Annotated in this window: 18 protein-coding genes, 1 tRNA gene and 1 pseudogene; 17 read left to right on the forward strand and 3 right to left on the reverse strand. The window is 76.3% G+C overall.

The annotated features are described in order from the left end of the window. The first annotated feature begins 61 nt into the window (after positions 1-61). Positions 62-850, forward strand: coding sequence for an oxidoreductase (locus tag ABDB74_RS02330; RefSeq protein WP_346621441.1), 789 nt, complete (start codon positions 62-64; stop codon positions 848-850). Positions 851-888: 38 nt separating this feature from the next. Next, complete coding sequence (locus tag ABDB74_RS02335; protein WP_346621442.1) at positions 889-1,857, forward strand: aldo/keto reductase; 969 nt, start codon at positions 889-891, stop codon at positions 1,855-1,857. 9 nt (positions 1,858-1,866) lie between these two features. Here the strand turns inward: ABDB74_RS02335 and ABDB74_RS02340 are convergent, their stop codons facing one another. After that, on the reverse strand, positions 1,867-2,715 hold the full coding sequence (locus ABDB74_RS02340; RefSeq protein WP_346621443.1) for an HAD family hydrolase: 849 nt from the start codon (positions 2,713-2,715) through the stop codon (positions 1,867-1,869). Positions 2,716-2,840: 125 nt separating this feature from the next. On the opposite strand from ABDB74_RS02340, the gene ssd reads away from it, so the two are divergent. From ssd to ABDB74_RS20640, 7 genes and pseudogenes are all read left to right on the forward strand, one after another. Further along, entirely contained in the window at positions 2,841-3,926 is a 1,086-nt protein-coding gene (ssd, locus tag ABDB74_RS02345; RefSeq protein ID WP_346621445.1) for a septum site-determining protein Ssd, read from the forward strand. Beyond that, positions 3,923-5,062: a TadA family conjugal transfer-associated ATPase gene (locus tag ABDB74_RS02350; protein ID WP_346621447.1), complete on the forward strand. Its 1,140-nt coding sequence runs from the start codon at positions 3,923-3,925 to the stop codon at positions 5,060-5,062. Before ssd ends, ABDB74_RS02350 begins: the two co-directional genes overlap by 4 nt. After that, positions 5,059-5,829 (forward strand): pilus assembly protein TadB, encoded by a 771-nt coding sequence (locus ABDB74_RS02355; RefSeq protein ID WP_346621448.1) that lies wholly within the window; start codon positions 5,059-5,061, stop codon positions 5,827-5,829. The genes ABDB74_RS02350 and ABDB74_RS02355 overlap by 4 nt, the downstream gene beginning before the upstream one ends. Then, positions 5,826-6,560: a type II secretion system F family protein gene (locus ABDB74_RS02360; RefSeq protein WP_346621449.1), complete on the forward strand. Its 735-nt coding sequence runs from the start codon at positions 5,826-5,828 to the stop codon at positions 6,558-6,560. The genes ABDB74_RS02355 and ABDB74_RS02360 overlap by 4 nt, the downstream gene beginning before the upstream one ends. A gap of 115 nt (positions 6,561-6,675) precedes the next feature. Beyond that, complete coding sequence (locus tag ABDB74_RS02365; protein WP_346621450.1) at positions 6,676-6,954, forward strand: DUF4244 domain-containing protein; 279 nt, start codon at positions 6,676-6,678, stop codon at positions 6,952-6,954. A gap of 45 nt (positions 6,955-6,999) precedes the next feature. Further along, positions 7,000-7,329, forward strand: coding sequence for a TadE family type IV pilus minor pilin (locus ABDB74_RS02370; RefSeq protein WP_346621452.1), 330 nt, complete (start codon positions 7,000-7,002; stop codon positions 7,327-7,329). After that, a pseudogene (locus ABDB74_RS20640) lies at positions 7,326-7,661 on the forward strand (Rv3654c family TadE-like protein); the annotation flags it as partial. The gene ABDB74_RS02370 and the pseudogene ABDB74_RS20640, both read left to right, overlap by 4 nt. A 32-nt stretch (positions 7,662-7,693) precedes the next feature. On the opposite strand, the gene ABDB74_RS02375 reads toward ABDB74_RS20640, so the two are convergent. Continuing rightward, positions 7,694-10,192: a DEAD/DEAH box helicase gene (locus ABDB74_RS02375; RefSeq protein ID WP_346621453.1), complete on the reverse strand. Its 2,499-nt coding sequence runs from the start codon at positions 10,190-10,192 to the stop codon at positions 7,694-7,696. A gap of 197 nt (positions 10,193-10,389) precedes the next feature. Between ABDB74_RS02375 and ABDB74_RS02380 the strand changes: the two genes are divergently transcribed. The 6 genes from ABDB74_RS02380 (at position 10,390) to ABDB74_RS02405 (ending at position 20,366) form a co-directional block, all read left to right on the forward strand. Then, the gene (locus ABDB74_RS02380; RefSeq protein WP_346621455.1) at positions 10,390-12,654 is read left to right on the forward strand and encodes a sodium-translocating pyrophosphatase; all 2,265 of its coding nucleotides are present in this window, start codon (positions 10,390-10,392) and stop codon (positions 12,652-12,654) included. Positions 12,655-12,939: 285 nt separating this feature from the next. Beyond that, the gene (gene topA, locus ABDB74_RS02385; RefSeq protein WP_346621457.1) at positions 12,940-15,801 is read left to right on the forward strand and encodes a type I DNA topoisomerase; all 2,862 of its coding nucleotides are present in this window, start codon (positions 12,940-12,942) and stop codon (positions 15,799-15,801) included. Next, positions 15,798-16,559, forward strand: coding sequence for a methyltransferase domain-containing protein (locus ABDB74_RS02390; protein ID WP_346621458.1), 762 nt, complete (start codon positions 15,798-15,800; stop codon positions 16,557-16,559). Before topA ends, ABDB74_RS02390 begins: the two co-directional genes overlap by 4 nt. Before the next feature lie 292 nt (positions 16,560-16,851). Then, complete coding sequence (tmk, locus tag ABDB74_RS02395; protein ID WP_346621459.1) at positions 16,852-19,050, forward strand: dTMP kinase; 2,199 nt, start codon at positions 16,852-16,854, stop codon at positions 19,048-19,050. Then, a complete protein-coding gene (locus tag ABDB74_RS02400) occupies positions 19,047-20,234 on the forward strand; it encodes a DNA polymerase III subunit delta' (RefSeq protein ID WP_346621461.1) in 1,188 nt (395 codons plus the stop codon). The genes tmk and ABDB74_RS02400 overlap by 4 nt, the downstream gene beginning before the upstream one ends. Positions 20,235-20,293: 59 nt before the next feature. Then, positions 20,294-20,366, forward strand: a tRNA-Thr gene (locus ABDB74_RS02405). 168 nt (positions 20,367-20,534) lie between these two features. Here the strand turns inward: ABDB74_RS02405 and ABDB74_RS02410 are convergent. Continuing rightward, positions 20,535-21,029 (reverse strand): inorganic diphosphatase, encoded by a 495-nt coding sequence (locus ABDB74_RS02410; RefSeq protein ID WP_346621463.1) that lies wholly within the window; start codon positions 21,027-21,029, stop codon positions 20,535-20,537. A gap of 57 nt (positions 21,030-21,086) precedes the next feature. Here ABDB74_RS02410 and dacB point away from each other — a divergent pair, with 57 nt between their 5' ends. Further along, positions 21,087-22,514 (forward strand): D-alanyl-D-alanine carboxypeptidase/D-alanyl-D-alanine-endopeptidase, encoded by a 1,428-nt coding sequence (gene dacB, locus ABDB74_RS02415; protein WP_346621465.1) that lies wholly within the window; start codon positions 21,087-21,089, stop codon positions 22,512-22,514. A 39-nt stretch (positions 22,515-22,553) separates the two neighbouring features. Beyond that, complete coding sequence (locus ABDB74_RS02420) at positions 22,554-23,642, forward strand: zinc-dependent metalloprotease (protein ID WP_346621467.1); 1,089 nt, start codon at positions 22,554-22,556, stop codon at positions 23,640-23,642.

The following is a 23,642-nucleotide window of genomic DNA, read 5'->3' on the forward strand; positions in this document are numbered from 1 at the left end:
AGGAGGCAGCGTAGGGCAGGGGGTCGGAGCGGGTGAGGGCCCGCCTCGTACCGTCGTGGGCGTGACCATCCCCGTCCGCCCCGGTGCCGCGCGCCCCACGGCCCGTCCGGGCACCCCCGACCCGCTGGCCCCGCTGCTCGACCTGCCCGGCGTGCGGGAGGCGTCGGGCGCCGCCCGCGCCGGGATCGACCGGCTGCTGGGCCACCGCGTCCTGCGCCGGGAGTCGGCCGGGGTGAGCACCGAGTCGGCGCTGCGCGGGGCCCGCGCGTCCGCGGCGCTGGCGGGCGTCGACGTGCCGCTGGCCGAGCTGCGGGCCGGCTCCGTCGGCGACCCGGTCGTGCAGGGCGCGCTGCGGGCGTCGGCCGCCCTGGGCTCGATGGTGGAGACCTGGCCCAAGGCGCCGGGGCAGGTGCTGGCCCGGCTGCACGTCCTGGCCGCGGCCGACCTGACCGACCGCGCCGACCTCGGCCGTCCGGCCGCGCACGCCGGGCCCCGGCTCGGCGGCCTGTTCTCGATCGTCTCCGGCACCTCCACGGTGCCGGCGGTGCTCGTCGCCGCGCTGGTGCACGGCGAGCTGGCCGCGCTCGCCCCGTTCGGCGTCGCCGACGGCGTCGTCGCCCGCGCCGCGGCCCGGCTGACCGGGATCACCCGTGGGCTGGACCCCAAGGCCGTGTCGGTGCCCGAGGTCGGGTTCGCCGAGCTGGGCCGCGAGGCCTACGGCGAGGCGCTCGCCGGCTACGCGGCCGGCACCCCCGAGGGCGTGGCCGCGTGGCTGGTGCACTGCTGCCGGGCCACCGAGCACGGCGCCCTGGAGGGCCTGGCGATCTGCGAGAGCCTGCTACGCGGCTGAGCCGAGCGGGACGGCGGCCGCGACGGAACACTGGGCGCATGCGCACCCTCGACGTCCCGGGGCTCGGCCCCGTCAGCCGCATCGGCCTGGGCACCTGGCAGTTCGGGTCCCGCGAGTGGGGCTACGGCGCCGGCTACGCCGACCAGGCGGCCGGCGCCATCGTCCGCCGGGCCCGGGAGCTCGGCATCACGCTCTTCGACACCGCGGAGATCTACGGCTTCGGGCGCAGCGAGCGGATCCTCGGCGAGGCGCTGGGGGAGGAGCGCGACCGCGTCGTCGTCGCGAGCAAGATCTTCCCGGTGGCGCCGTTCCCGCGGGTGGTGCAGCAGCGGTGGGCCGGGAGCGCCCGCCGGCTGGGGCTGGACCGCATCCCGCTCTACCAGGTGCACCAGCCCAACCCGGTGGTGCCCGACACGGTGACGATGCCGGGGATGCGCGCGCTGCTCGACGAGGACCGGATCGCTGCCGCCGGCGTCTCGAACTACTCTCTGGGCCGCTGGCGGGCCGCCGACGAGGCGCTCGGCCGCCCGGTGGTCGCCAACCAGGTGCAGTTCTCCCTGGCCTCCGCCGGGCCGCTGGCGGACCTGGTGCCGTTCGCCGAGCAGGAGGACCGGCTGGTCATCGCCTACAGCCCGCTGGCGCAGGGGCTGCTCGGGGGCCGGTACTCGGTGGACCACCGGCCCGGTGGTGTCCGGGCGGCCAACCCGCTGTTCGGCACCGAGAACCTGCGCCGGGTCGGGCCGCTGCTCGACGTCCTCCGGGAGGTGGCGGCCGCCCACGACGCCACGCCGGCCCAGGTGGCCCTGGCCTGGCTGGTCGCGCAGCCGCGGGTGGTGGTCATCCCCGGTGCGTCCAGCGTGGAGCAGCTGGAGTCCAACGCCGCCGCCGACCAGCTGCGGCTGGCCGACGACGAGGTGGCCGCCCTGACGGCGGCCGCACGGGCGTTCACGCCGGTCTCGGCGGTCCGCACGCTCGTCGACGGGGTGCGGGAGCGGTTCGGCCGCTGAGCGCCCGGGTCAGGCGCCGCGGCGGCGACGGCGGCCGGGGGCCGGGGCGGGCCCGTCGGCGGGCAGCAGCCCGGCCCGCGCCGCCCGGTGCCGGGCGTACCAGGCCAGGCCGACGACGGCGGCGCCGACACCCATGGCCGCGCCCGTGACCACCGGCGCGGGCGGCACCGAGAAGCGGGCGCGCATGCTGACCGGCCGCTCGAAGCGCCGCATCGGCCAGCCGTGCTGCAGCGCCGCCTTGCGCAGCCCGCGGTCGGGGTTCACCGCGGTGGGGTGCCCGACGGCGGCCAGCATCGGCAGGTCGGTGATCGAGTCGCTGTAGGCGTAGCAGTCGGCCAGGTCGTAACCGCCCTCGGCGGCCAGCGCGCGGATGGCCTCGGCCTTGTTCTCGCCGTAGGCGTAGAACTCGATCTCGCCGGTGTAGCGGCCCTCCTCGGTGACCATCCGGGTGGCGACGACGCGGTCGACGCCGAGCATCTCGCCGATCGGCTCCACCATCTCTGCCCCGCTGCTGGAGACGATGACGATCTCCCGGCCGGCGGCGCGGTGCTCCTCGATGAGGTCGGCGGCCTCCGCGTAGACCAGCGGGTCGACGATCTCGTGCAGCGTCTCGCGGACGATCTCGTGCACCGTGGCGGCGTCCCACCCGGTGACCATCGCGGTCAGCTGGGCGCGCAGCCGCTCCATCTGCTGGGCGTCGGCCCCGGCGAGGGAGAAGACGAACTGCGCGTAGGCCGTCTTGAGCACGGCGCGGCGGTTGATGAGCCCGCCGTGGAAGAAGGGGCGGCCGAAGGCCAGGGTGCTGGACTTGGCGATGACGGTCTTGTCCAGGTCGAAGAATGCCGCGGCGCGGGACACGGAAGTCACTGTAGGTGGATCGGCACCGTGTGACGGAGCCCGCACACCGTCCACACCCGATGGGGTCATCCACAGTTCCGCCGCCGTTCTGGCACTGTCTGCCCACCGTCCGCTGGAGTCGGCGCGTGCCCCTCCTCCCGCCGCCGTCGCGGCCGCCGCGCCCCCTGGTCGTCAGCACCGACGAGCCGCTGCTCGACGAGGTGCTCCGGCTGCTGGCCGCGGCCGGCGCCGAACCGGAGCTGGCCACCGGCGGGCCGGCGCTGCGGCGGGCGCACCGGGAGGCGCCGCTGGTCCTCCTGGGCGCCGACGCGCTGGCCGCCGGCGCGCTGCGGACGCTGCCCCGCCGCCCGGGCGTCGTCGTCGTCGCGGGAGGCGAGCTGCCGCCGGCCGAGTGGGCGGCGGCGGTGGAGGTGGGGGCCGAGCGGGTGGCCGTGCTCCCGGCCGACGAGGGGTGGCTGCTGGACCGTGCCGCCGCCGCCGTCCGCGCCCCGGTGCCCCGTGGGCCGCTGGTCGTGGTGGGCGGGGCGTGCGGCGGGGCGGGGGCCAGCACGGTGGCCGCGGCGGTCGCCCTGGCCGCGCCGGGCGGGGCGGTGCTCGTCGACGCCGACGTGTGGGGCGGCGGGCTGGACCTGCTGCTGGGCGCGGAGCTCGTCGAGGGGCTGCGCTGGCCGGGGCTCACCGGCCTGCGGGGGCGCGTGGCGGGGGAGGCGCTGCTCGCCGCGCTGCCGGAGGTGGGCCGGGTGCACCTGCTCGCCGCCGACCGGGGCAGCGCGACGCCGATCCCCGACGAGGCGCTGGTGGCGGTGGTCGACGCCGTCCGGGCCACCGGCCGCGCCGTCGTCGTCGACCTGCCCCGGCCCGGGCCGGAGGGGCCGGGCGCCGGGCCGCAGGGCGTCCTCGCCGACGCCGATCTCGCCGTCCTGGTGGTGCCGGCCCGGTTGCGGTCGGCCACGGCCGCCCGGCTGCTCGTGGGCGCCCCCGGCTCGCCGTGGTCGTCGGCGCGGCTGGTGGTGCGGGCGGTCCCCGGCGGGCTGGACGCCGACGACGTGGCGGAGGTGGTGGAGCGGCCCCTGCTCGGCGTGGTGCCGCACGACCGCGGCGCGGTGGCCCGGGCCGAGCGGGGGGAGCCGCCGGGCGCCACCGCCCGCTCGCCGCTGGGCGGGGTGGCGCGACGGGTGCTCGCGGCGCTGCCGGAAGAGGACGACCGGTGAGCGCGCCGTCGCTGCTGGACCGGGTGCGGGCCCGGCTCGCGGCCGAGGAGCAGACCCCGTCGCGTGCGGGGGTGGCCGCGCTCGTCCGCGAGGAGGCCGGTGGGTTGCTGGGCGACGGCGACGTGCTGCTCGCCGTCCGCGACGCCGTGGACGAGCTGGCCGGTGCCGGGCCGCTGGAGGCGCTGCTGCGGCTGCCCGGCGTCACCGACGTGCTGGTCAACGCGCCCGGTGAGGTCTGGCTCGACCGCGGTGCCGGGCTCGAGCCGGCCACCGGCGTGCGCTTCCCCGACGAGGACGCGGTGCGCCGGCTCGCTGTCCGGCTGGCCGCCTCCGCCGGGCGGCGGCTCGACGACGCCGCGCCGTGGGTGGACGTCGGGCTGCCCGGCGGCGTCCGGCTGCACGCCGTCCTGCCGCCGGTCTCCGGCGGCGGCACCTGCCTCTCGCTGCGGGTGCTGCGCCGCCGCGCGCAGGCGCTGTCCGACCTCGAGGCGCGCGGCACCCTGCCCGGGGAGAGCGCCGGGTTGCTGCGGGCGGTCGTCGGGCGCCGGCTCGCGTTCCTGGTCACCGGCGGGACGGGCTCGGGCAAGACCACGCTGCTGTCGGCCCTGCTGGGGGAGGTGGACCCGGCCGAGCGCCTGCTCCTGTGCGAGGACGCCGCCGAGCTCACCCCGCCGCACCCGCACGTGGTGCGCCTGCTGACCCGGCCGCCGAACGTCGAGGGAGCCGGCGCGGTGGGGCTGCGCGACCTGGTCCGGCAGGCGCTGCGCATGCGCCCCGACCGGCTGGTCGTCGGCGAGGTGCGCGGTGCGGAGGTCGTCGACCTGCTGGCCGCGCTCAACACCGGGCACGACGGCGGCTGCGGCACGGTGCACGCGAACCGCGCGACCGAGGTGCCCGCCCGGCTGGAGGCGCTCGGCGTCGCCGCGGGGCTCGGCCGCGCCGCCGTCCACAGCCAGGCCGCCGCCGCGCTCGACGTCGTCGTGCACCTGCAGCGGACACCCGCCGGACGTCGCGTCTCGGAGATCGGCGTGCTGCGCCGCGCCGGTGAGGTGGTGGTCGTCGAGCCCGCGTGGCGGGCCGACGGCCGCCCGTGCCCGGCCGGCGACGCGCTGCGCGACCGGCTGACCGGCCGATGAGCCTCGCGCTGCTGGCGGCGGCCGGTGCCGCCGTGCTGTGGCCGGACGGGCGGGCGCTGCTCCGCCGGCGGCTGCGGGTGGTGGCCGGCGTGCCGCGGCCACCGGGGCGGCCGGTTCCGCTCCCGCTCCTGGCGGCGGCCGGGCTCGGCGCCCTCGGCGCGGTGCTCAGCACGCCGCTGGTCGCGCTGCTGGCGGCGGGGGGCGGGGCGCTGTCCGCGCGGGCCTGGGCGTCCCGCCGGGTGGCGGCGTCGGAGGAGACGCGCCTGGTCGCCCTGGCCGAGGCGCTGGGGGCGCTGGCGGCCGAGCTGCGCGCCGGGCGCTCCCTGGAGGACGCGGTGCGCGGGGCCGCCGCCGCCTGCCCCGACCGCCACTGCGCCGCCGCGCTGGTCTCCGTGCTCCGCGCACCTCCCGCCGGGCCGCGGGACGCGCTGGCCGCGGAGCTCGGCCGGCTGTCGGCCGCCGTGGCCCTCAGCGCCCGCACCGGCTGCTCGCTGGCCACCGTCGTCGTCGCCGTCGAGGACGACCTCCGCGCCCGGCTGGGGCACCGCCGGGCGCTGCGGGTGGCCACCGCGGGCCCGCGGGCCAGCGCCCGGCTGCTCGCCGGCCTGCCGGTGCTGGGGCTGGCCATGGGCAGCGGGATCGGCGCCGATCCCTGGCGCGTGCTCACCACGACGGGCCCGGGACAGGTGCTGCTCGTCGTCGGCGTGCTGCTCGAGGCCGCGGGCATCGCCTGGACCGGCCGGCTGATGCACCGGATCGGCCGATGACGGCGGCGGGGTGGCTGCCGGTGGTGCTCGCGGCCGCCGCCCTGGTCGTGTGGGCGCCCGACTCGGCCGTCGTGGCAAGCCGGGTGCGCCGGCTGAGCGGTGCGGCCCGACGCTCCGGGAGCGGGATCCCGCGGGTTCCGGCGCGGTTCCGCCGGTGGCCGCTGGCCGGGGCGGCCGGGCTCGCCGCCGGCCTCCTGCTGGGCGGCCTCCCCGGGGCCTGCGCCGCGGTGGTGGTCACGGTCGCAGGCGTTCGGCTGCTGCGCCGGGCCGAACCCGATCCGGACGCCGCCGACCGGGCGGCGCTGGCGCACGACCTGCCGGCGGCCTGCGACCTGCTCGCCGTCTGCCTGACCGCGGGGCTGCCCCTCGCCGGCGCGCTCGCCGCCGTGGCCGACGCCGTCCCGGCGCCGCTGGGGTCCCGGCTGCGGACGGTGGCGAGCCTCTGCCGGCTGGGCGCCGGGCCGCGGCAGGCCTGGGCCGACGTGCCACCGGAGCTGGCTGGGCTGGCCCGGGTGCTGGTCCGCGCCGGGGAGTCGGGGGCGGCCGCCGTCCCCGCGCTGCACGCCCTGGCCGAGGAGACCCGCGCCGCGGCCCGGGCCGGCGCCGAGGCGGCGGTGCAGCGGGCGGGTGTGTGGGTGCTGGCGCCGCTGGGCGTGTGCTTCCTGCCGGCCTTCCTCTGCCTGGGTGTCGTCCCGCTGGTGCTCGGCATCGCCGGCGAGGTCTTCGGCTGAGGTCGTCCACAGCCGGCCGCCGTCTCCACAGATCGCCCGCGGCCCGCGGACCGGCTCCGCCGCGGCGCGAGGCTCGGTGCACGGCCCCGCCGGGGCCCCGTCCGAGGAGGAACCCATGACCGCACGGCTGCCCGTGGCCGCACCCGACCTGCACCCCGACCCCGTCGACCGGCCGGACCCGGACGCGGGGGGAACTCCCCGGCGAGGGAGCCCGGCCCGGCGCTGGGCGCTCCTGCGGGAGGCTCCTGAGGCCGGCATGAGCACCGCCGAGTACGCCGTCGGCACCGTGGCGGCCTGCGCCTTCGCCGCGGTGCTGTACCGGGTGGTGACCGGCGACTCGATCGTCGCGGGGCTCACCGGCCTCGTCGACGCCGCGCTCGCGACGCTGTCCTGAGCCGTGCGGCGCCGCCTCGCGCAGGGCCGGGGTCCGGAGGCGGGGATGGTCACCGCCGAGACCGCGGTCGTGCTCCCGGTGCTGCTCCTCGTGCTGGCCGCCGCCGTCGCCGCGGTGACGGTGGTGGGGGCACAGCTGCGCTGCGTCGATGCGGCGCGGGAAGGGGCGCGGGCCGCCGCCCGGGGCGAGGAGACCGCCACCGTGACCGGGTGGGCCGGTCGCGTCGCCCCCGACGGCGCCCGCACGACCGTGACCGGCGCGGCCGGGGAGGTGCGGGTCCGGGTGAGCGCCGAGGTCGCGCCGCTGGGGCCGGTGCCCTGGCGGGTGACCGTGACCGCCGAGGCCGTCGCCCAGCGGGAACCCGCCGCGGGATGAACCGGGACTCGCCCGAGCGGGGCTCGGCCACGGTCTGGGTGCTGGCCCTGTCCGCGGTCCTGGCGCTGGTGGCGACGGCGGGGGTCCTGGTGGGGGTGGCGGCGGTCGCCCGGCACCGGGCCGCCGGGGCCGCCGATCTCGCGGCGCTGGCCGGCGCGGGCCGGGCCGTCGTCGGCGACCCCACCGCCTGCGCGGCCGCGGCCGGCGTGGCCGCCGCGAACGGGGCCGAGCTCACCGCCTGCGAGGTGGGGGAGGGGGCCGTCGTGGCGGTCGCCGTCCGGGTGCACGTGCGGCTGGGCCGGCTGGGCCTGCACAGCGCGACCGGCCGCGCCCGGGCCGGGCCGGTCGCCGACGCCGGACCGGGTCAGAAGACCAGGTCGTCCTCGACGGCGCCATCCGGCTCCCGGGCCGCCGGCTCGTCGTCCACGTCGTCGTCGTCCGTGGCGGAGCCGGGTCCGCGCTCGTCGGCGGCGGCCAGCTCGTCCAGGACGACGTCGAGCACCCGCACCGCGCCGGCCTTGTCCAGCGGGTCGTTGCCGTTGCCGCACTTGGGCGACTGCACGCACGACGGGCAGCCGCTCTCGCACTCGCAGCTGGCCACCGTGGCCCGCGTCGCCTGCAGCCAGCGGCGCAGCGCCGCGTACCCGCGCTCGGCGAACCCCGCCCCGCCCGGGTGGCCGTCGTAGACGAAGATCGCCGCGGTCCCGGTGTCGGGGTGCAGCGCCGTGGACAGGCCGCCGAGGTCCCAGCGGTCGCAGGTGGCCAGCAGCGGCAGGATGCCGATCGCCGCGTGCTCGGCCGCGTGCAGCGACCCGGGCAGCGCCGCGTCGTCCACCTCGGCCCGCCCGATCGCCTGCGTGTCCAGCGTCAGCCAGACCGCCCGGGTGCGCAGCTGGCGCGGCGGGAGGTCCAGCGGGAACTCGGCCAGCACCTCGCCGGTCCCCAGCCGGCGCCGCTGGTAGGCCACCACCTGGTTGGTCACGTCCACGACGCCGGTGTGCGCGGTCACCGTGCCCAGCGGCCGGGTCTGCTCGACGGCGGCGATCGCCAGGTCGGTGACGTCCCGGGCCACGGTCGTCCAGTCGGGGCTCTCGGGGTGCACGACGGCGCAGGCGTCGCCGACGTCGAACTCGTCGACGACGAAGGTGTCCCCGCGGTGCACGTAGAGCGCGCCCTCGTGCACCGTCGCGTGCGCGGCCCCGCCGTCGACGGTGCCCAGCAGCCGCCCGGTGCCGGCCTCGATGATCGCCACCGGCTCGTCGCCGCTGCCGCGGATGTCGACGTCGGGGCGGCCGCGGCCGGCCCAGTACCAGCCGGCCGGCCGGCGGCGCAGCTGCCCGGCGGCCACGAGCTCGTCCAGCCGCGCCTCGGCCACCGGCCCGCCGAAGTCGGGCAGGTCCGCGGGCACCAGCGGGAACTCCGCGGCGGCGCAGCACAGCTGGGGACCCAGCACGTAGGGGTTGGCCGGGTCGGTGACCGTCGCCTCCACGGGCCGGCCGAACACCGCCCGCGGGTGGTGGGCCAGGTAGTGGTCCAGCGGGTCGTCGCGGGCCACGAACACCACCAGCGACTCCCGCTGCGCCCGGCCGGCCCGGCCGGCCTGCTGCCACAGCGAGGCGAGGGTGCCCGGATAGCCGGCCAGGACGACCGCGTCGAGCCCGGCGATGTCGATCCCCAGCTCCAGCGCGTTGGTGGTGGCCACGCCCAGCAGGTCACCGGCCGACAGCGCCCGCTCCAGCTCCCGCCGCTCCTCGGGCAGGTAGCCGCCGCGGTAGGAGTCGACCCGCGACACCAGATCGGCCCGGCCGCGGTCGGCGAGGATCCGGCGGGCCTGCTCGGCCACCGACTCGGCGCTGCGCCGGGAGCGGACGAACGCCAGCGTGCGGGCCCCGCGCTCGACCAGGTCGGCGAGCAGACCGGCCGCGTCGGCGGCGGCCGACCGGCGCAGCGGCGCACCGTGCTCGCCGGTGCGCTCGGTCAGCGGCGGCTCCCACAACGCGAAGGTGGCGCCCGGACGCGGCGAGCTGTCGTCGGTCACCGCCACGACGTCCTCGCCGACCAGCCGGGTCGCCGCGGCGGCGGGGTCGGCCACCGTGGCCGACGCCAGCACGAACACCGGCTCGGCGCCGTACCGGCGGCAGATGCGCCGCAGCCGGCGCAGCACGTGGCCCACGTGCGAGCCGAACACCCCGCGGTAGGCGTGGCACTCGTCGATCACCACGTAGGCCACCCGCCGCAGCGTGCTCGACCAGCGCTGGTGGGCCGGCAGGATCCCGCGGTGCAGCATGTCCGGGTTGGTGACGATCCAGCGCGAGTGCCGCCGGACCCAGTCGCGCTCCTCGGCCGGGGTGTCGCCGTCGTAGGCCGCCGGCCGCACCGACGGATCGGCCAGGGCCGCCACCGAGGCCAGCTGGTCACGGGCCAGCGCCTTGGTCGGCGCCAGGTACAGCACGCAGGCACGGGGGTCCTCGGCCAGCCGGGTCAGCGCCGGCAGCTGGTAGGCCAGCGACTTGCCCGACGCCGTGCCGGTGGCCACCACCACGTGCCGGCCCTCCCGCGCGAACTGCGCCGCCGCCACCTGGTGCTGCCACGGGGCCCGCACCCCGCGGGCCACCAGCCGCTCGCGGAGCCCGGCGTCGATCCACTCCGGCCAGTCGGCGGTGCGGCTCTCCCGCACCGGGACGTGGTGCACGTGGGTGACCGGCTGCTCCTCCTCGGCCGTCGCGGCGAGCACCGCCGCCAGCAGCTCCCCGCCGGGCGGCACCGTGGAGGCCGGCCACCCCGTCCCGGCCCGTCCCCCGTCCACGGAGCCGTCGTCCGTGCCGGGAGGGGGAGCCGACCGGACCGGGGCGAGCTCGGTCACCTCCCCACTGTCACACCTGGTGGCAAGCCGCCGCCGGGGTGACCGGAAAGCGGAGAGCGAGCTTGCCTCACCGGATGTGATTTCGCTTACACTTCGCGCGTTCTGCGGCGGGGGTCGCCCCCCGGTGGCGGAACGCCGACTCCGTTGCACCGGGGAGCACGGCGCCCCCCGGGCGGTCGCCGACGCTTGGAGAACCCATGCCCGACAGCTCGTTGTCAGGCGGTGAGACGGCGCTGGTCGCCGTCGTCCTCGTCATCTCCCTGGCCGCCCTCGCCTTCGCTGCCTTCCTGGTCCGCGCCGTCCTCGCCGCCGACCAGGGCACGGAGAAGATGCGCGAGATCGCGCAGGCGGTGCAGGAGGGCGCGGGGGCGTACCTGCGCCGGCAGTTCCGCACCCTCGCGATCTTCGCCGTCGTGGTGTTCGGGCTGCTGGTCCTGCTCCCCGTGGCCGACGGCGGGTGGGGGACCCGGCTGGGCCGGGCGGTCTTCTTCCTCGTCGGCGCGGGCTTCTCCGCGGCCGTCGGCTTCATCGGCATGACCCTGGCCACCCGCGGCAACGTGCGCATGGCGGCGGCGGCCCGCGGGGGCGGCTACCGGCCCGCCTTCCGCATCGCGTACCGCACCGGCGGGGTCTGCGGGATGATCACCGTCGGCCTCGGTCTGTTCGGCGCCGCGCTGGCGCTGCTGCTGTTCGACGAGACCGGTCCGGTGGTGCTCGAGGGTTTCGGGTTCGGCGGCGCCCTGCTCGCGATGTTCATGCGCGTCGGTGGCGGGATCTTCACCAAGGCCGCCGACGTGGGTGCCGACCTGGTCGGCAAGGTGGAGGCGGGCATCCCGGAGGACGATCCGCGCAACGCCGCCACGATCGCCGACAACGTGGGCGACAACGTCGGCGACTGCGCCGGCATGGCCGCCGACCTCTTCGAGTCCTACGCCGTCACGCTGGTCGCCGCGCTGATCCTCGGGCAGGTCTTCTTCGGCTCGGTGGGCATGGTGTTCCCGCTGGTGGTCGCCGCCATCGGGATCATCGCCTCGGTGGTGGGGGTCCTGGCCACCAACCCGGGGAAGAACGACAGCAGCGGCCTGGCGCCGATCAACCGCGGCTTCTTCGTCTCCGCCGCGGTGTCGCTGCTGCTGGTGGCGGTCGCGTCCTTCACCGTGCTGCCCGGCACGGCCGGCGCCGTCGACCTGCCCGTCAGCCTGCCGGTGCTCGGCTTCGGCGCCGTCCTGGTCGGTGTCGTCCTCGCCGCCGCCATCCAGCAGCTCACCGGCTACTTCACCGAGACCAGCCGCAAGCCGGTCCAGGACGTCGGCCGCAGCTCGCTGACGGGGCCGGCCACCGTGATCCTCTCCGGCATCTCCCTCGGCCTGGAGTCGGCCGTCTACGCCGCGCTGCTCATCGGCGGCGCGGTGTACGGCGCCTTCCTCCTCGGCGGCGGTGCCGCCCTCTACGCGGTCGCGCTGGCCGGCTGCGGGCTGCTCACCACCGCCGGCGTGATCGTCGCCATGGACACCTTCGGCCCGGTCAGCGACAACGCCCAGGGCATCGCCGAGATGTCCGGCGACATCGACGACGACGGCGCCCGGGTGCTCACCGACCTCGACGCCGTCGGCAACACCACGAAGGCCATCACCAAGGGCATCGCCATCGCGACCGCGGTCCTCGCCGCCACCGCGCTCTTCGGCTCCTACAACGCCCAGGTCGACGTCGCGCTGGAGGAGGCCGGCACGACGCTGGGCGACGCGTTCAGCCTGGTCAACCCGAACAACGTCGTGGGCGCCGTGCTCGGCGCCGCGGTCGTCTTCTTCTTCTCCGGGCTGGCGATCAGCGCGGTGTCCCGCGCCGCCGGCCGGGTGGTCTTCGAGGTGCGGGAGCAGTTCCGCACCCGGCCGGGGATCATGGACTACACCGAGCGGCCCGACTACGGCGCCGTCGTCGACATCTGCACCAAGGACTCGTTGCGCGAGCTGGCCACCCCGGGCCTGCTCGCCGTCCTGGCCCCCGTGGCGGTGGGCTTCGGCCTGGGCATCGGCCCGCTGGCGGCCTACCTGGTCGGCGCGATCGCCGCGGGAACCCTGATGGCGGTCTTCCTCGCCAACTCCGGCGGCGCCTGGGACAACGCCAAGAAGATGGTGGAGGACGGCGCCTACGGCGGGAAGGGCAGCGAGGCGCACGCGGCCACCGTCATCGGCGACACGGTGGGCGACCCGTTCAAGGACACCGCGGGCCCGGCGATCAACCCGCTGATCAAGGTGATGAACCTCGTCGCGCTGCTCATCGCCCCGGCGGTGGTCGGGCTGTCGGTGGGGGAGGACGCCAACACCCCGCTGCGGATCGGGCTCGCCCTCGCGGCGGTCGTGGTCGTCGTGGTCGCGGTCGTCGTCTCCAAGCGCCGCTCGGTCGTGGTGGAGGAGGCCAGCTCCGCGTCCACCGGCTCCGACCTCACCACCACCGCTCCCTGAGCCCGCCGGTCCGGGCCCCGGCGGGGCCGGTCGACCCCTTGGCGGGAGAGCCCCTTCCGGCCCGGGGAACAGGACCGCAGCATCCACGTTGGTGCGGGTGACGGCACGCCCACGGAGGGTCGCGCCCGGCGGCCCTGCCGCGGGGTGGCTTACCGTGGCGCGCCGAGGGGGCGTTCCGCGGTGGCGCCCGCCGGCCCCGGCGACGCCGGAGCGACGCACCACGGCCACCTGGTCGGTACCGGCACGCCGCGCACGCACCACCTCAGCACCACCGACAGGAGCACCGTGCCCACGAAGACCCCGCAGACCGGAACCGAGAGCGCCCCCGCGACCGACGGCGCGGCGAAGACGCCCGCCCGCCGGCGCTCGGCCGCGCCCGGGGGCAAGCCGCTGGTCATCGTGGAGTCCCCGACCAAGGCGAACAAGATCGCCGGTTACCTGGGCAGCGACTACGTCGTCGAGGCCAGCGTCGGGCACATCCGCGACCTGCCGCGCAACGCCGCCGACGTCCCGGCCGAGCACAAGGGGGCCGCGTGGGCCCGCCTCGGCGTCGACGTCGACAACTCCTTCGAACCGCTCTACGTGGTCAGCCCCGACCGCAAGCAGCAGGTGAGCCGGCTCAAGCAGCTGGTCAAGGACGCCAGCGAGATCTACCTCGCGACAGACGAGGACCGCGAGGGCGAGGCCATCGCCTGGCACCTCATCGACACCCTCAAGCCGCGGGTCCCGGTGCGCCGGATGGTCTTCCATGAGATCACCCCCGAGGCGATCGCCCGCGCCGTGGCCAACCCGCGCGAGCTTGACGCGGCGCTGGTCGACGCCCAGGAGACCCGCCGCATCCTCGACCGGCTGTACGGCTACGAGGTCAGCCCGGTGCTGTGGAAGAAGGTCCTGCCGAAGCTCTCGGCCGGCCGCGTCCAGTCCGTGGCCACCCGCATCGTCGTCGAGCGCGAGCGCGAGCGGATGGCCTTCCACGCCGCCGACTACTGGTCGCTGGAGGGCACCTTCGCCGTCCCCGGCCGCGCCGACGGCGCCGACGAGGGCGAGCCGACCACGGTCCGCGCCAAGCTGGTCAGCGTCGACGACAGCCGCGTCGCCACGGGCAAGGACTTCGACGCCGCCACCGGCCGCGTCACCGGCGACGTCGTGCACCTCGACGAGGCCGGCGCCCGCGGCCTGGCCGCCCGGCTCGAGGGCCGGCAGGTGAACGTCAGCCGGGTCGACGAGAAGCCCTACCGCCGTCGCCCCTACGCCCCGTTCACCACCTCCACGCTGCAGATGGAGGCGGGGCGCAAGCTCGGCTGGTCCTCGGCGCAGGTCATGCGAGTGGCCCAGCGGCTGTACGAGAACGGCCACATCACCTACATGCGGACCGACTCGACCAACCTGTCGGCCGAGGCGGTCAACGCCGCCCGCACCCAGGCCAGGGAGCTGTACGGCGACGCCTACGTGCCGCCGGAGGCGCGGGTCTACAGCAAGAAGTCGAAGGGTGCGCAGGAGGCGCACGAGGCGATCCGCCCGGCCGGTGACAGCTTCCGGACCCCGGGTCAGCTGGCGGCCGGGCTGGCGCGCGACGAGTTCCGGCTCTACGAGCTGATCTGGCAGCGCACCGTCGCCTCGCAGATGGCCGATGCCGTCGGGCAGACCGTCAGCGTCCGCCTGGCCGGCCGCAGCAGCACCGACGAGGCGGTCGAGTTCACCGCCAGCGGCCGCACGATCACCTTCCCCGGCTTCCTGCGTGCCTACGTGGAGTCCCGCGACGAGGGCGCCCAGAACGCCGGCGACGACGACCACGGCAGCGACGACGCCGAGCGCCGGCTGCCCCGGCTGGAGCGCGGCCAGCAGCTGGACACCCGGACGCTGGACGCCAAGGGGCACACCACGCAGCCGCCGTCCCGGTTCACCGAGCCGAGCCTGGTGGCACGGCTCGAGGAGCTCGGGATCGGCCGGCCCTCGACCTTCGCGTCCATCATGCAGACCATCCAGGACCGCGGGTACGTCTGGAAGAAGGGCAACGCCCTCGTCCCGTCGTTCGTCGCGTTCGCGGTGGTGAACCTGCTGGAGCAGTACTTCGCCCAGCTGGTGGACTACCAGTTCACCGCCTCCCTCGAGGAGGAGCTGGACGAGATCGCCGGCGGCACCCTGCAGCGGGTCACCTGGCTGACCGAGTTCTACTTCGGCGGCGAGGGCCGGCACGCCGGCGCGATCGCGCAGTCCGGTGGGCTCAAGCACGTCATCGGCCAGCGGCTGGAGGAGATCGACGCCCGCGGCGTCAACTCGATCCCGCTGCGCGCCACCGACCCCGAGGGCCGCCCGGTCGTCGCCCGGGTCGGCCGCTACGGCCCGTACCTGCAGGCCGGGGACGACGGCGCGCGGGTCAGCATCCCCGAGGACCTCGCGCCCGACGAGCTGACCGAGGAGAAGGTGCGCGAGCTGCTCGAGGCGCCCTCGGGCGACCGGGAGCTGGGCACCGACCCGGAGTCCGGCCACGCGGTCGTGGTGAAGGCCGGCCGGTACGGCCCCTACGTCACCACCGTCGTCCCCGAGGGCAGCAAGGACGCCCCGCGGACGGCGAGCCTGTTCTCCTCGATGTCGCCGGAGACGGTCACCATCGACGACGCCCTGAAGCTGCTGACCCTGCCGCGCACCGTCGGCGCCGCACCCGACGGCGAGGAGATCCAGGCGCTCAACGGCCGCTACGGGCCCTACCTCAAGAAGGGCACCGACTCCCGGTCGCTGGACAGCGAGGAGAAGCTGTTCACCGTCACCCTGGAGGAGGCGCTGGCGATCTTCGCCCAGCCCAAGCAGCGCGGCCGCGCGGCGGCCAAGGCGCCGCTCCGGGAGCTGGGGCCCGACCCGGTCACCGAGGGGCAGGTCACCGTGCGCGAGGGTCGGTTCGGCCCGTACGTGACCGACGGCGAGACCAACGCCAGCCTGCGCAAGGGCGACGAGGTCGAGTCGATCACCATCGAGCGGGCGGCCGAGCTGCTGGCCGACCGCCGGGCGCGCGGGCCGGCGACGAAGAAGAAGGCCGCCAAGAAGACGGCGGCCAAGAAGACGACGGCGAAGAAGACCCCCGCGAAGAAGGCGACCGCCAAGAAGACCGCGACGAAGGCGGCGGCCGACCCGGTCACCGCCACCCCGTGACCGGCCCGGACGAGGACGTGCTGCAGGCCCGGGCGCGCTCGTTCGGGTCCGTCGCGGCCGGGTACGCGGCGCTGCGGCCGAGCTACCCGGCGGACGCCGTCGGCTTCCTCCTCGGCCGCCGCCGACCGCGGGACGTGCTCGATCTCGGCGCCGGTACGGGCCTGCTCGCGGAGGTCGTGCTGGGCCTGGGCCACCGGGTCCGGGCGGTCGACCCGGCTCCGGAGATGCTGGCCGAGCTCGCCGCCCGGCTGCCGGCGGTCGCGACGGCGGTCGGGACCGCGGAGTCGATCCCGGCCGACGACGCCTCGGCCGACGCCGTCGTCGCGGGGCAGGCCGCGCACTGGTTCGACCCGCCGCCGGCCGCCCGCGAGATCCACCGGGTCCTCCGCCCCGGTGGCGTCCTCGGCCTGGTCTGGAACACCCGCGACGACCGGGTCCCCTGGATCGCCGCCCTGGAAGAGCTGATCGCCGACGAGGCGCGCGGCCACGAGGCCGACCGGGGCGTCGTCGACCGCTTCGCCGAGGAGCTCGCGGCCGACGTGCAGGTGGTCGAGTCGGCCGTCGTGCAGCGGGTGACCCCCGAGGACGTCGTCGGCGGGATCGCCACCCGCAGCTACGTCGCGGTCATGGACGACGCCGGGCGGCGCGAGTTCCTGGCGCGGATCCGCGACCTGCTGGCCGACCATCCCGGCACCCGGGGGCGGCAGGAGCTCGAGCTGCCCTACCGGACCCACGCCTACCGGCTCACCCCGCGCTGAGGCCCGCGCACCGCCTGCTCCGCCGGAACTCCTGTTCCCGTCACCGGTCGACCCTGTGGCCCCCGCGGGTGAACCACGACGGAACCAGAGGTATCCGTTTTGCCCGATCGGGCGGGAAGGGCCGGAATCGTCACGCCGGACCGGTACCGTTGCCCCGCTGGAGCCCGCCACGCCCCGCGACCTCCGACCCTGGGAGCCCACGATTCCGGCCGAGCCGACGCCCCCGGTACCCCCGTCCGACGGGGTCCCCGGTGCTGCCCCGGGTGACGGTCTGCCACCCGCCGGTACCCCGGTGCCGCCGTCTGCGGGTCCGCCGCTGACGGAGGTGGGGGAGGACGGCGCGCCCTCGGGTGCGGACTCCTCCGGCGCGGTCGGGCTGGGGGCCAAGCTCCGGGCGGTCCTGCGGGTGCCCGACTTCCGCAAACTGTGGCTGTCGACGTTGCTGTCCAGCTTCGGCGACTGGCTGGGCCTGCTCGCCATCACCGTGACCGCCACGCTGACCTTCGAGGACTACGCCGCGCAACAGTTCGCGCTGGCCGGCGTCCTGCTGTTCCGGCTGCTCCCGGCCATCGTGCTCGGTCCGGTGGCCGGGGCCTTCGCCGACCGGTTCGACCGGCGCAAGACGATGGTGGTCACCGACATCTTCCGGTTCGGGCTGTTCGCGTCGATCCCGATCGTCGACAACCTGATCTGGTTGTTCATCGCCCAGTTCGTCATCGAGGCCTTCAGCTTGTTCTGGATCCCGGCCAAGGACGCCGCCGTCCCGAACATGCTGCGCAAGGACCAACTGGAGGCGGCCAACCAGCTCTCCCTGGTCACCACCTACGGGCTGACCCCGGTGGTCGCGGCGATCGTGTTCGCGGTGCTCACCAGCGTGGGCAGCCGGGTCAGCGACGTGCTGCCGGGGGTGGACGAGGTGGATCTCGCGCTCTATCTGAATGCGCTCACGTTCCTGGTCGCCGCAGCCGTCATCTGGAACCTGCCCTCGATCAGCGGCCGCCGTGCCGCGGGGGCGGTCGTCGGCCAGCAGGAGAGCTTCCTGGGGTCGCTGATCAAGGGGTTCTCCTTCGCCGGCCACACCCGGCTGATCCGGGGCCTGGTCGTGGGAATCACCGGGGCCTTCGTCGCGGCGGGCGCGATCATCGCGACCGGCCAGGCCTACGTCAACGTGCTCGGCGGCGGGCAGGCGGCCTACGGGCTGCTGTTCGGAGCCGTCTTCGTCGGCCTCGGCCTCGGTATCGGGGTGGGCCCCAGCGTGGCCCGCGACCTGGCCCGCGAGCGCATCTTCGGGGTGGCGATCGTCGGCGCCGGGACCGTGGTGCTGTTCCTGTCCTGGTCACCGGCGCTGTGGATCTCGCTGGTGCTGGTCGTCGCCATGGGCTTCTTCGCCGGGATGGCCTTCCTGGCCGGGATCACCCTGATCGGCACCGAGGTGGCGGACGAGATCCGGGGTCGCACGTTCGCGATCGTGCAGTCCCTGGTCCGGGCGGCGCTGATCATCTCCCTCGCACTCGTGCCGATCGGGGTGGGTCTGATCGGGCGGCACGAGATCGACCTCGGCGCCGTCGCCGTGCCGATCTCCGGCGAGCGGATCATGCTGTTCGCGGCCGGGCTGCTGGCCGTCGGCGTCGGGCTGGTCGCCTACCGGCAGATGGACGACGGACGGCCGGTGCCGCTGCTCGCCGACGTCATGACGGCGCTGCGCCGCGACACCACGGCCCGGCGCCGGCTGGCCGGGGGTGGGGTCCTCATCGCCTTCGAGGGTGGGGAGGGTGCCGGCAAGTCCACCCAGGTGCGCCGGCTGCAGGAGTGGCTGACCGACGAGGGGTTGGTCGCCCGCGCCTCCTTCGAGCCCGGCGCCACCCCGCCCGGGGCCGGTATCCGCTCGATCGTGCTGGACAGGGCGCAGGTGGGCATCGCGCCGAGGACCGAGGCGCTGCTCTACGCAGCCGACCGCGCCCAGCACGTGCACGCCGTCCTGCGCCCTGCGCTGGATGCCGGCGAGGTGGTGATCACCGACCGCTTCATCGACAGCTCGCTGGCCTACCAGGGGGCCGGTCGCGCCATCCCGCTCGACGACGTGCGGATGCTGTCGCGCTGGGCTGCCCAGGGGTTGCAGCCCGACCTGACCGTGCTGCTCGACCTGCCGCCCGACGTGGGGCTGGCGCGGGCCCGGGGCCGGGCCGCCGCCGACCGGCTGGAGTCGGAGTCGCTGGACTTCCACCAGCGGGTGCGGCACACCTTCCAGGCCCTGGCCGAGGCCGACCCCGACCGGTACCTCGTGCTGGACGCACGGCGGTCGCCCGACGAGATCGCCGCCGCGATCCGCGTGCGGGTGGCCGAGCTGCTCTCCGGACTGCCGCTGCAGACCCTCGCCCAGCCGACGGAGCAGGTGCAGGTCGCGCCCGAGCTGCGGCACGACGTCGATCCGGAGTCGGTGGACCACGGCCGGCACGTGCAGACCGGCGCCACCCCCCAGCTGCACCCGTGACGGCGCCGGTGACCGCGCCCACCGAGGGCGTCTGGACGCAGGTGGTCGGCCAGCCGGCCGTGGTCGCCGAGCTGCGGGCGGCGATCGCCGACCCGACGGCGATGACCCACTCCTGGCTGTTCACCGGCCCGCCCGGCTCCGGCCGGTCGGTGGCCGCACGCGCCTTCGCCGCCGCCCTGCAGTGCCCGGCCGGCGGTGACGGCACCTGCCACGAGTGCCGGACGGTGCTGGCCGGCACGCACGCCGACGTGCACGTGGTCGTGCCCGACGGCCTCTCGATCGGCGCGGAGGAGGCCAGGGGGCTGATCCGGGTCGCCGGGCGCGCCCCGTCCGGGGGGCGCTGGCAGGTGGTCGTGGTCGAGGACGCCGACCGGATGACCGAGACGGCCGCCAACGCCGTGCTCAAGATGATCGAGGAACCCCCGCCGCGCACGGTCTTCCTGCTCTGCGCGCCCAGCCTGCACCCCGACGACGTGCCGGTCACCATCCGCTCCCGGTGCCGGGTGATCGGTCTCCGGACACCGACGGTCGACGCCATCGCCGAGGTGCTGGTCCGTCGCGACGGCATCGACCCGGCCCTGGCGGCGTGGTCGGCCGGCGCCTCCGGTGGCCACGTCGGTCGGGCCCGCCGGCTGGCCCGTGACGAGGACGCCCGGCTGGTCCGCAAGGCCGTGCTGGACGTCCCGCTGAAGCTCGTCTCGCTGGCCGCGTGCCTCGACGCCGCCGACGACCTGGTCGGCAGCGCCCAGGAGGAGACCGACGTGGCCACCGATGCGCTGGACGCCGCCGAGACCGAGGCGCTGAAGAACAGCCTCGGCGTGGGCGCCCGTGGCCCGGGGGTCGTCGCGGCGAGCCGGGGGAGCGCCGGCCAGCTCAAGGAGCTGGAGCGCCGGCAGAAGTCGCGGGCCACCCGGATCGGGCGCGACTCGCTCGACCGGGCGCTGGTCGACCTCGCCGGGCTCTACCGCGACGCGCTGGTGGTCGGCGCCGCTCCTGCGGACACCCCGCAGCTGAACCACCCCGACCGCCGGGCCGATGCCGAGGAGCTGGCCCGCCGGATCGGTGCGGAGGGGGCGGTGCACCGCATCGACGCGATCCTCGCCTGCCGGCAGGCGCTGGAGCAGAACGTCAAGCCGCGGATCGCCCTCGAGGCGCTCACCGTGGCGCTGCGCCTGCCCGCCTGACACCCCGGCGCCCCTGTGCGAGCGCGCCGCCACGGTGTCGTAGGCTGTGCGGGCAGTTCGCCGCCTTAGCTCAGTCGGTAGAGCATCTCACTCGTAATGAGAAGGTCGTCGGTTCGATTCCGACAGGCGGCTCTCCCACCACCAGCGGGTCCGTCCACCGGGACGGGCCCGCTGCGTCGTTCCCGGGTCGCGTAGCGGCGCCCCGCCGGCGTCCGCGGGAACGGCTGACGGCGGCACGCCTCGGTGAGGTGTGCCGCCGTCGGTGCGCTCGGCGCCCGGTCCCGGAGGCCGGGCGGCGGGTCAGTGGTGGGCGGAGGTGTTCTTCGCGCGCTCGATCGAGGCCAGGATCTCGGCCTCGGCCGCCTCGCGGCCGACCCACTCGGCGCCCTCGACCGACTTGCCCGGCTCCAGGTCCTTGTAGGTCTCGAAGAAGTGCTGGATCTCCAGACGGTCGAACTCCGACACGTCGTGGATCTCCTTGAGGTGCGCCACCCGCGGGTCCGTCGCCGGCACGCAGAGGACCTTGTCGTCCCCTCCGGCCTCGTCGGTCATGCGGAACATGCCGATGGCCCGGCAGGTGACCAGGCACCCGGGGAACGTCGGCTCCTCGAGGATGACCAGGGCGTCGAGCGGATCGCCGTCCTGCCCCAGGGTGTTCTCGATGTAGCCGTAGTCCGCCGGATAGCGGGTGGAGGTGAACAGCATCCGGTCCAAGCGGATGCGGCCGGTCTCATGGTCCAGCTCGTACTTGTTCCGCTGGCCCTTCGGGATTTCTACCGTCACGTCGAACTGCACGACCGTAGTGTGGCCCACGGGGGGTGGTGCGGTCGGCGCAGGCCCCCCCTACGGGGGGTGAGCACCATCTCGTCGAGCGGATCGACGGTCGTCACGGCGAACTACGGACGCTTCCGGCGCCGCATGGCGATGGCGGTCGTGGCCCTCGTCCTGGTGCTCGCCGGCGCCGGCATCGGTCTCGGCGTGCTGGCCGGCGACGACGGGGGCACCGACGGCGGCGCCGTCGCCGTCCCCGACGCCCGGCTCCCCGAGCTCGGGGACGCCGACCCCGTCCTCGCCGCGCTCGCCACGGACGCGCCGGTGCCCGACCCGGCGGTCCTCGAGGGTCTGCTTACCCCGCTGGTCACCGGTCCGCCGCTGGGTAGCGGCACCCCCGCCCAGGTGGTCGACGTCGCCACCGGCGAGGTCCTGTTCGCCCAGGCGGCCGACCAGCCGACGACGCCGGCGTCGACGGCCAAGCTGCTCACCGCCGCGGCGGCGCTGACCGCGCTCGACCGCTCGGACACGCTGGAGACCCGGGTGGTCGCCGGCGCGGCGCCGGGCGAGGTCGTGCTGGTCGGTGGCGGCGATCCGACGCTCTCACGCACCGCCCCGTCCCAGACCTACCCGGGCGCGGCCACCGTCGCCGATCTCGCCACCCAGGCCACGGCGGCGCTCCCGGCCGGCACACCGGTGACCCGCGTGGTCGTGGACAGCTCGCTGTTCAGCGGCCCGCTCACCGCCAGCGGGTGGGGGCCCGGTGACGCCCCGTCCAGCTACGCCGCCCCGGTCACCGCCACCGCCGTCGACGGGGCACGGGTCAGCCCGGGCTCGGTGGCCCGCAGCGGCCAGCCCGGGCTCGACGCGGGCGTCGCGCTCGCCGACGCGCTCGGGGCGCCGGGTGCCACGGTGACCCTCGGCCAGGCGCCCCCCGGGGCGGCGACGCTGGCCACGGTGGAGTCGGCGCCGGTGGCCCGGTTGGTGGAGCAGGCGCTGTCGATGTCGGACAACGTGCTCGCCGAGGCGCTGGCCCGGCAGGTCGCGTTGGCGCGGGGGGAGCCGGCGAGCTTCGAGGGAGCCGCCCGTGCGGTCCTCGGTGCGCTGCAGGAGGCCGGGGTCGACGTCTCCGGCGTCACCCTCGCCGACGGCAGCGGGCTCTCCCGGGAGAACAGGGTTCCGGTGGAGGTGCTCGCCGAGCTGGTCACCGGTGCCGCCGACGGCAGCCTCGGTGCCGGGTCCGGTCTGCTGGCCGGTCTGCCGGTGGCCGGCTACGACGGCACGCTGGCCGATCGCGGCGACGACGACCCGGCCACCGCACCCGGCACCGTGCGGGCCAAGACCGGGACGCTGTTGGGGGTGCACGCCCTGGCCGGCACGGTCGTCACCGCCGAGGGGCGGCTCCTGGCCTTCGCGGTGGTGGCCGACGAGGCCCCCGGCGGGGAGGCCGCGGCCGAGGCCACGCTCGACGAGTTCGCGGCCACGGTCGCCCGCTGCGGCTGCAGCTGACCCCCGGCCCGCCGGGCGTCCCCCGCGTACGGTGAGGTGATGAGCAGCGCCTCCACGATGGTCGACTGGGACCTCGCCGGTCGCACGGCCCGCCGACTGGTGAGCCCGGGTCCGCGGACGACGCGGGAAGAGGCCGCGGCCGTCGTCCGCGAACTGCACGAGGCGGCGGCCACGGCGATCGGGCACGTCGAGGCCCTGACCGGCCTGCGGCCGGCGCCGGGCGGCGTCGTCCCGCAGGTCGCGGTCGTGGACCGGCCCGGCTGGGCGGAGTCCAACGCCCGCGGCATGGCCACGCTGCTCGACCCCCTGGTCGAGAAGCTGGCCGAGCGCCAGGGCAGCCGTCCCAGCGCCCTGGCCACCGCCATCGGCTCCCGGGCCACCGGGGTGCAGGCCGGTGGCCTGCTCGCCTTCCTCTCCTCCCGGGTGCTCGGCCAGTACGAGCTCTTCGGCACCGGCGGGCGGCTGCTCCTCGTCGCGCCCAACATCGTCGCGACCGAGCGCAAGCTCGGCGTCGACCCGTCCGACTTCCGCCTCTGGGTCTGCCTGCACGAGGTCACCCACCAGCTCCAGTTCACCGGCGTCCCGTGGCTGGCCGGCTACCTCGAGACGCAGGTCGCCGAGTTCGTGGCCGCCACCGACCTGGCCCCCGACGTCCTGCGGCAGCGCCTGCAGGACGTGCTGAGCAGCGTCGTCGACGCCGTGCGCGGGGGCGAGCCCGGCAGCGAGCCCGAGGGGCTGATGGCGCTGGTGCGCGACCCGCGCCAGCGGGAGGTGCTCGACCGGGTCACCGCGGTGATGAGCCTGGTCGAGGGGCACGCCGAGTACGTGATGGACGGCGTCGGCCCCGACGTCGTCCCCACCGTGCGCACCCTCCGCAAGCGGTTCGCGCAGCGCCGCAAGGGCCGCGGCCCGGTCGACCGCGTGCTGCGCCGCCTGCTGGGCCTCGAGCAGAAGATGAAGCAGTACGCCGACGGGCGGCACTTCGTCGGCGGTGTCGTGGACCTCGCCGGGATGGAGGGATTCAACCGCGTCTGGGACGCGCCGGAGAACCTGCCGCGCATCGAGGAGCTCACGGCGCCGGAACGGTGGGTGGAGCGGGTGCTCGGCCGCCCGGCCATCCCCGCCTGA

The organism is Blastococcus sp. HT6-4 (genome assembly GCF_039679125.1).
Taxonomy (GTDB): Bacteria; Actinomycetota; Actinomycetes; order Mycobacteriales; family Geodermatophilaceae; genus Blastococcus; species Blastococcus montanus.

Excerpts from the sequence above, each read along its gene's own strand:
- ABDB74_RS02370 (WP_346621452.1), top strand. The coding sequence starts at position 7,000 with ATGGTCACCGCCGAGACCGCGGTCGTGCTCCCGGTGCTGCTCCTCGTG.
- ABDB74_RS02380 (WP_346621455.1), top strand. The coding sequence starts at position 10,390 with ATGCCCGACAGCTCGTTGTCAGGCGGTGAGACGGCGCTGGTCGCCGTC.
- ABDB74_RS02365 (WP_346621450.1), top strand. The coding sequence starts at position 6,676 with ATGACCGCACGGCTGCCCGTGGCCGCACCCGACCTGCACCCCGACCCC.
- ABDB74_RS02335 (WP_346621442.1), top strand. The coding sequence starts at position 889 with ATGCGCACCCTCGACGTCCCGGGGCTCGGCCCCGTCAGCCGCATCGGC.
- ABDB74_RS02420 (WP_346621467.1), top strand. The coding sequence starts at position 22,554 with ATGAGCAGCGCCTCCACGATGGTCGACTGGGACCTCGCCGGTCGCACG.
- ABDB74_RS02355 (WP_346621448.1), top strand. The coding sequence starts at position 5,059 with ATGAGCCTCGCGCTGCTGGCGGCGGCCGGTGCCGCCGTGCTGTGGCCG.
- ABDB74_RS02360 (WP_346621449.1), top strand. The coding sequence starts at position 5,826 with ATGACGGCGGCGGGGTGGCTGCCGGTGGTGCTCGCGGCCGCCGCCCTG.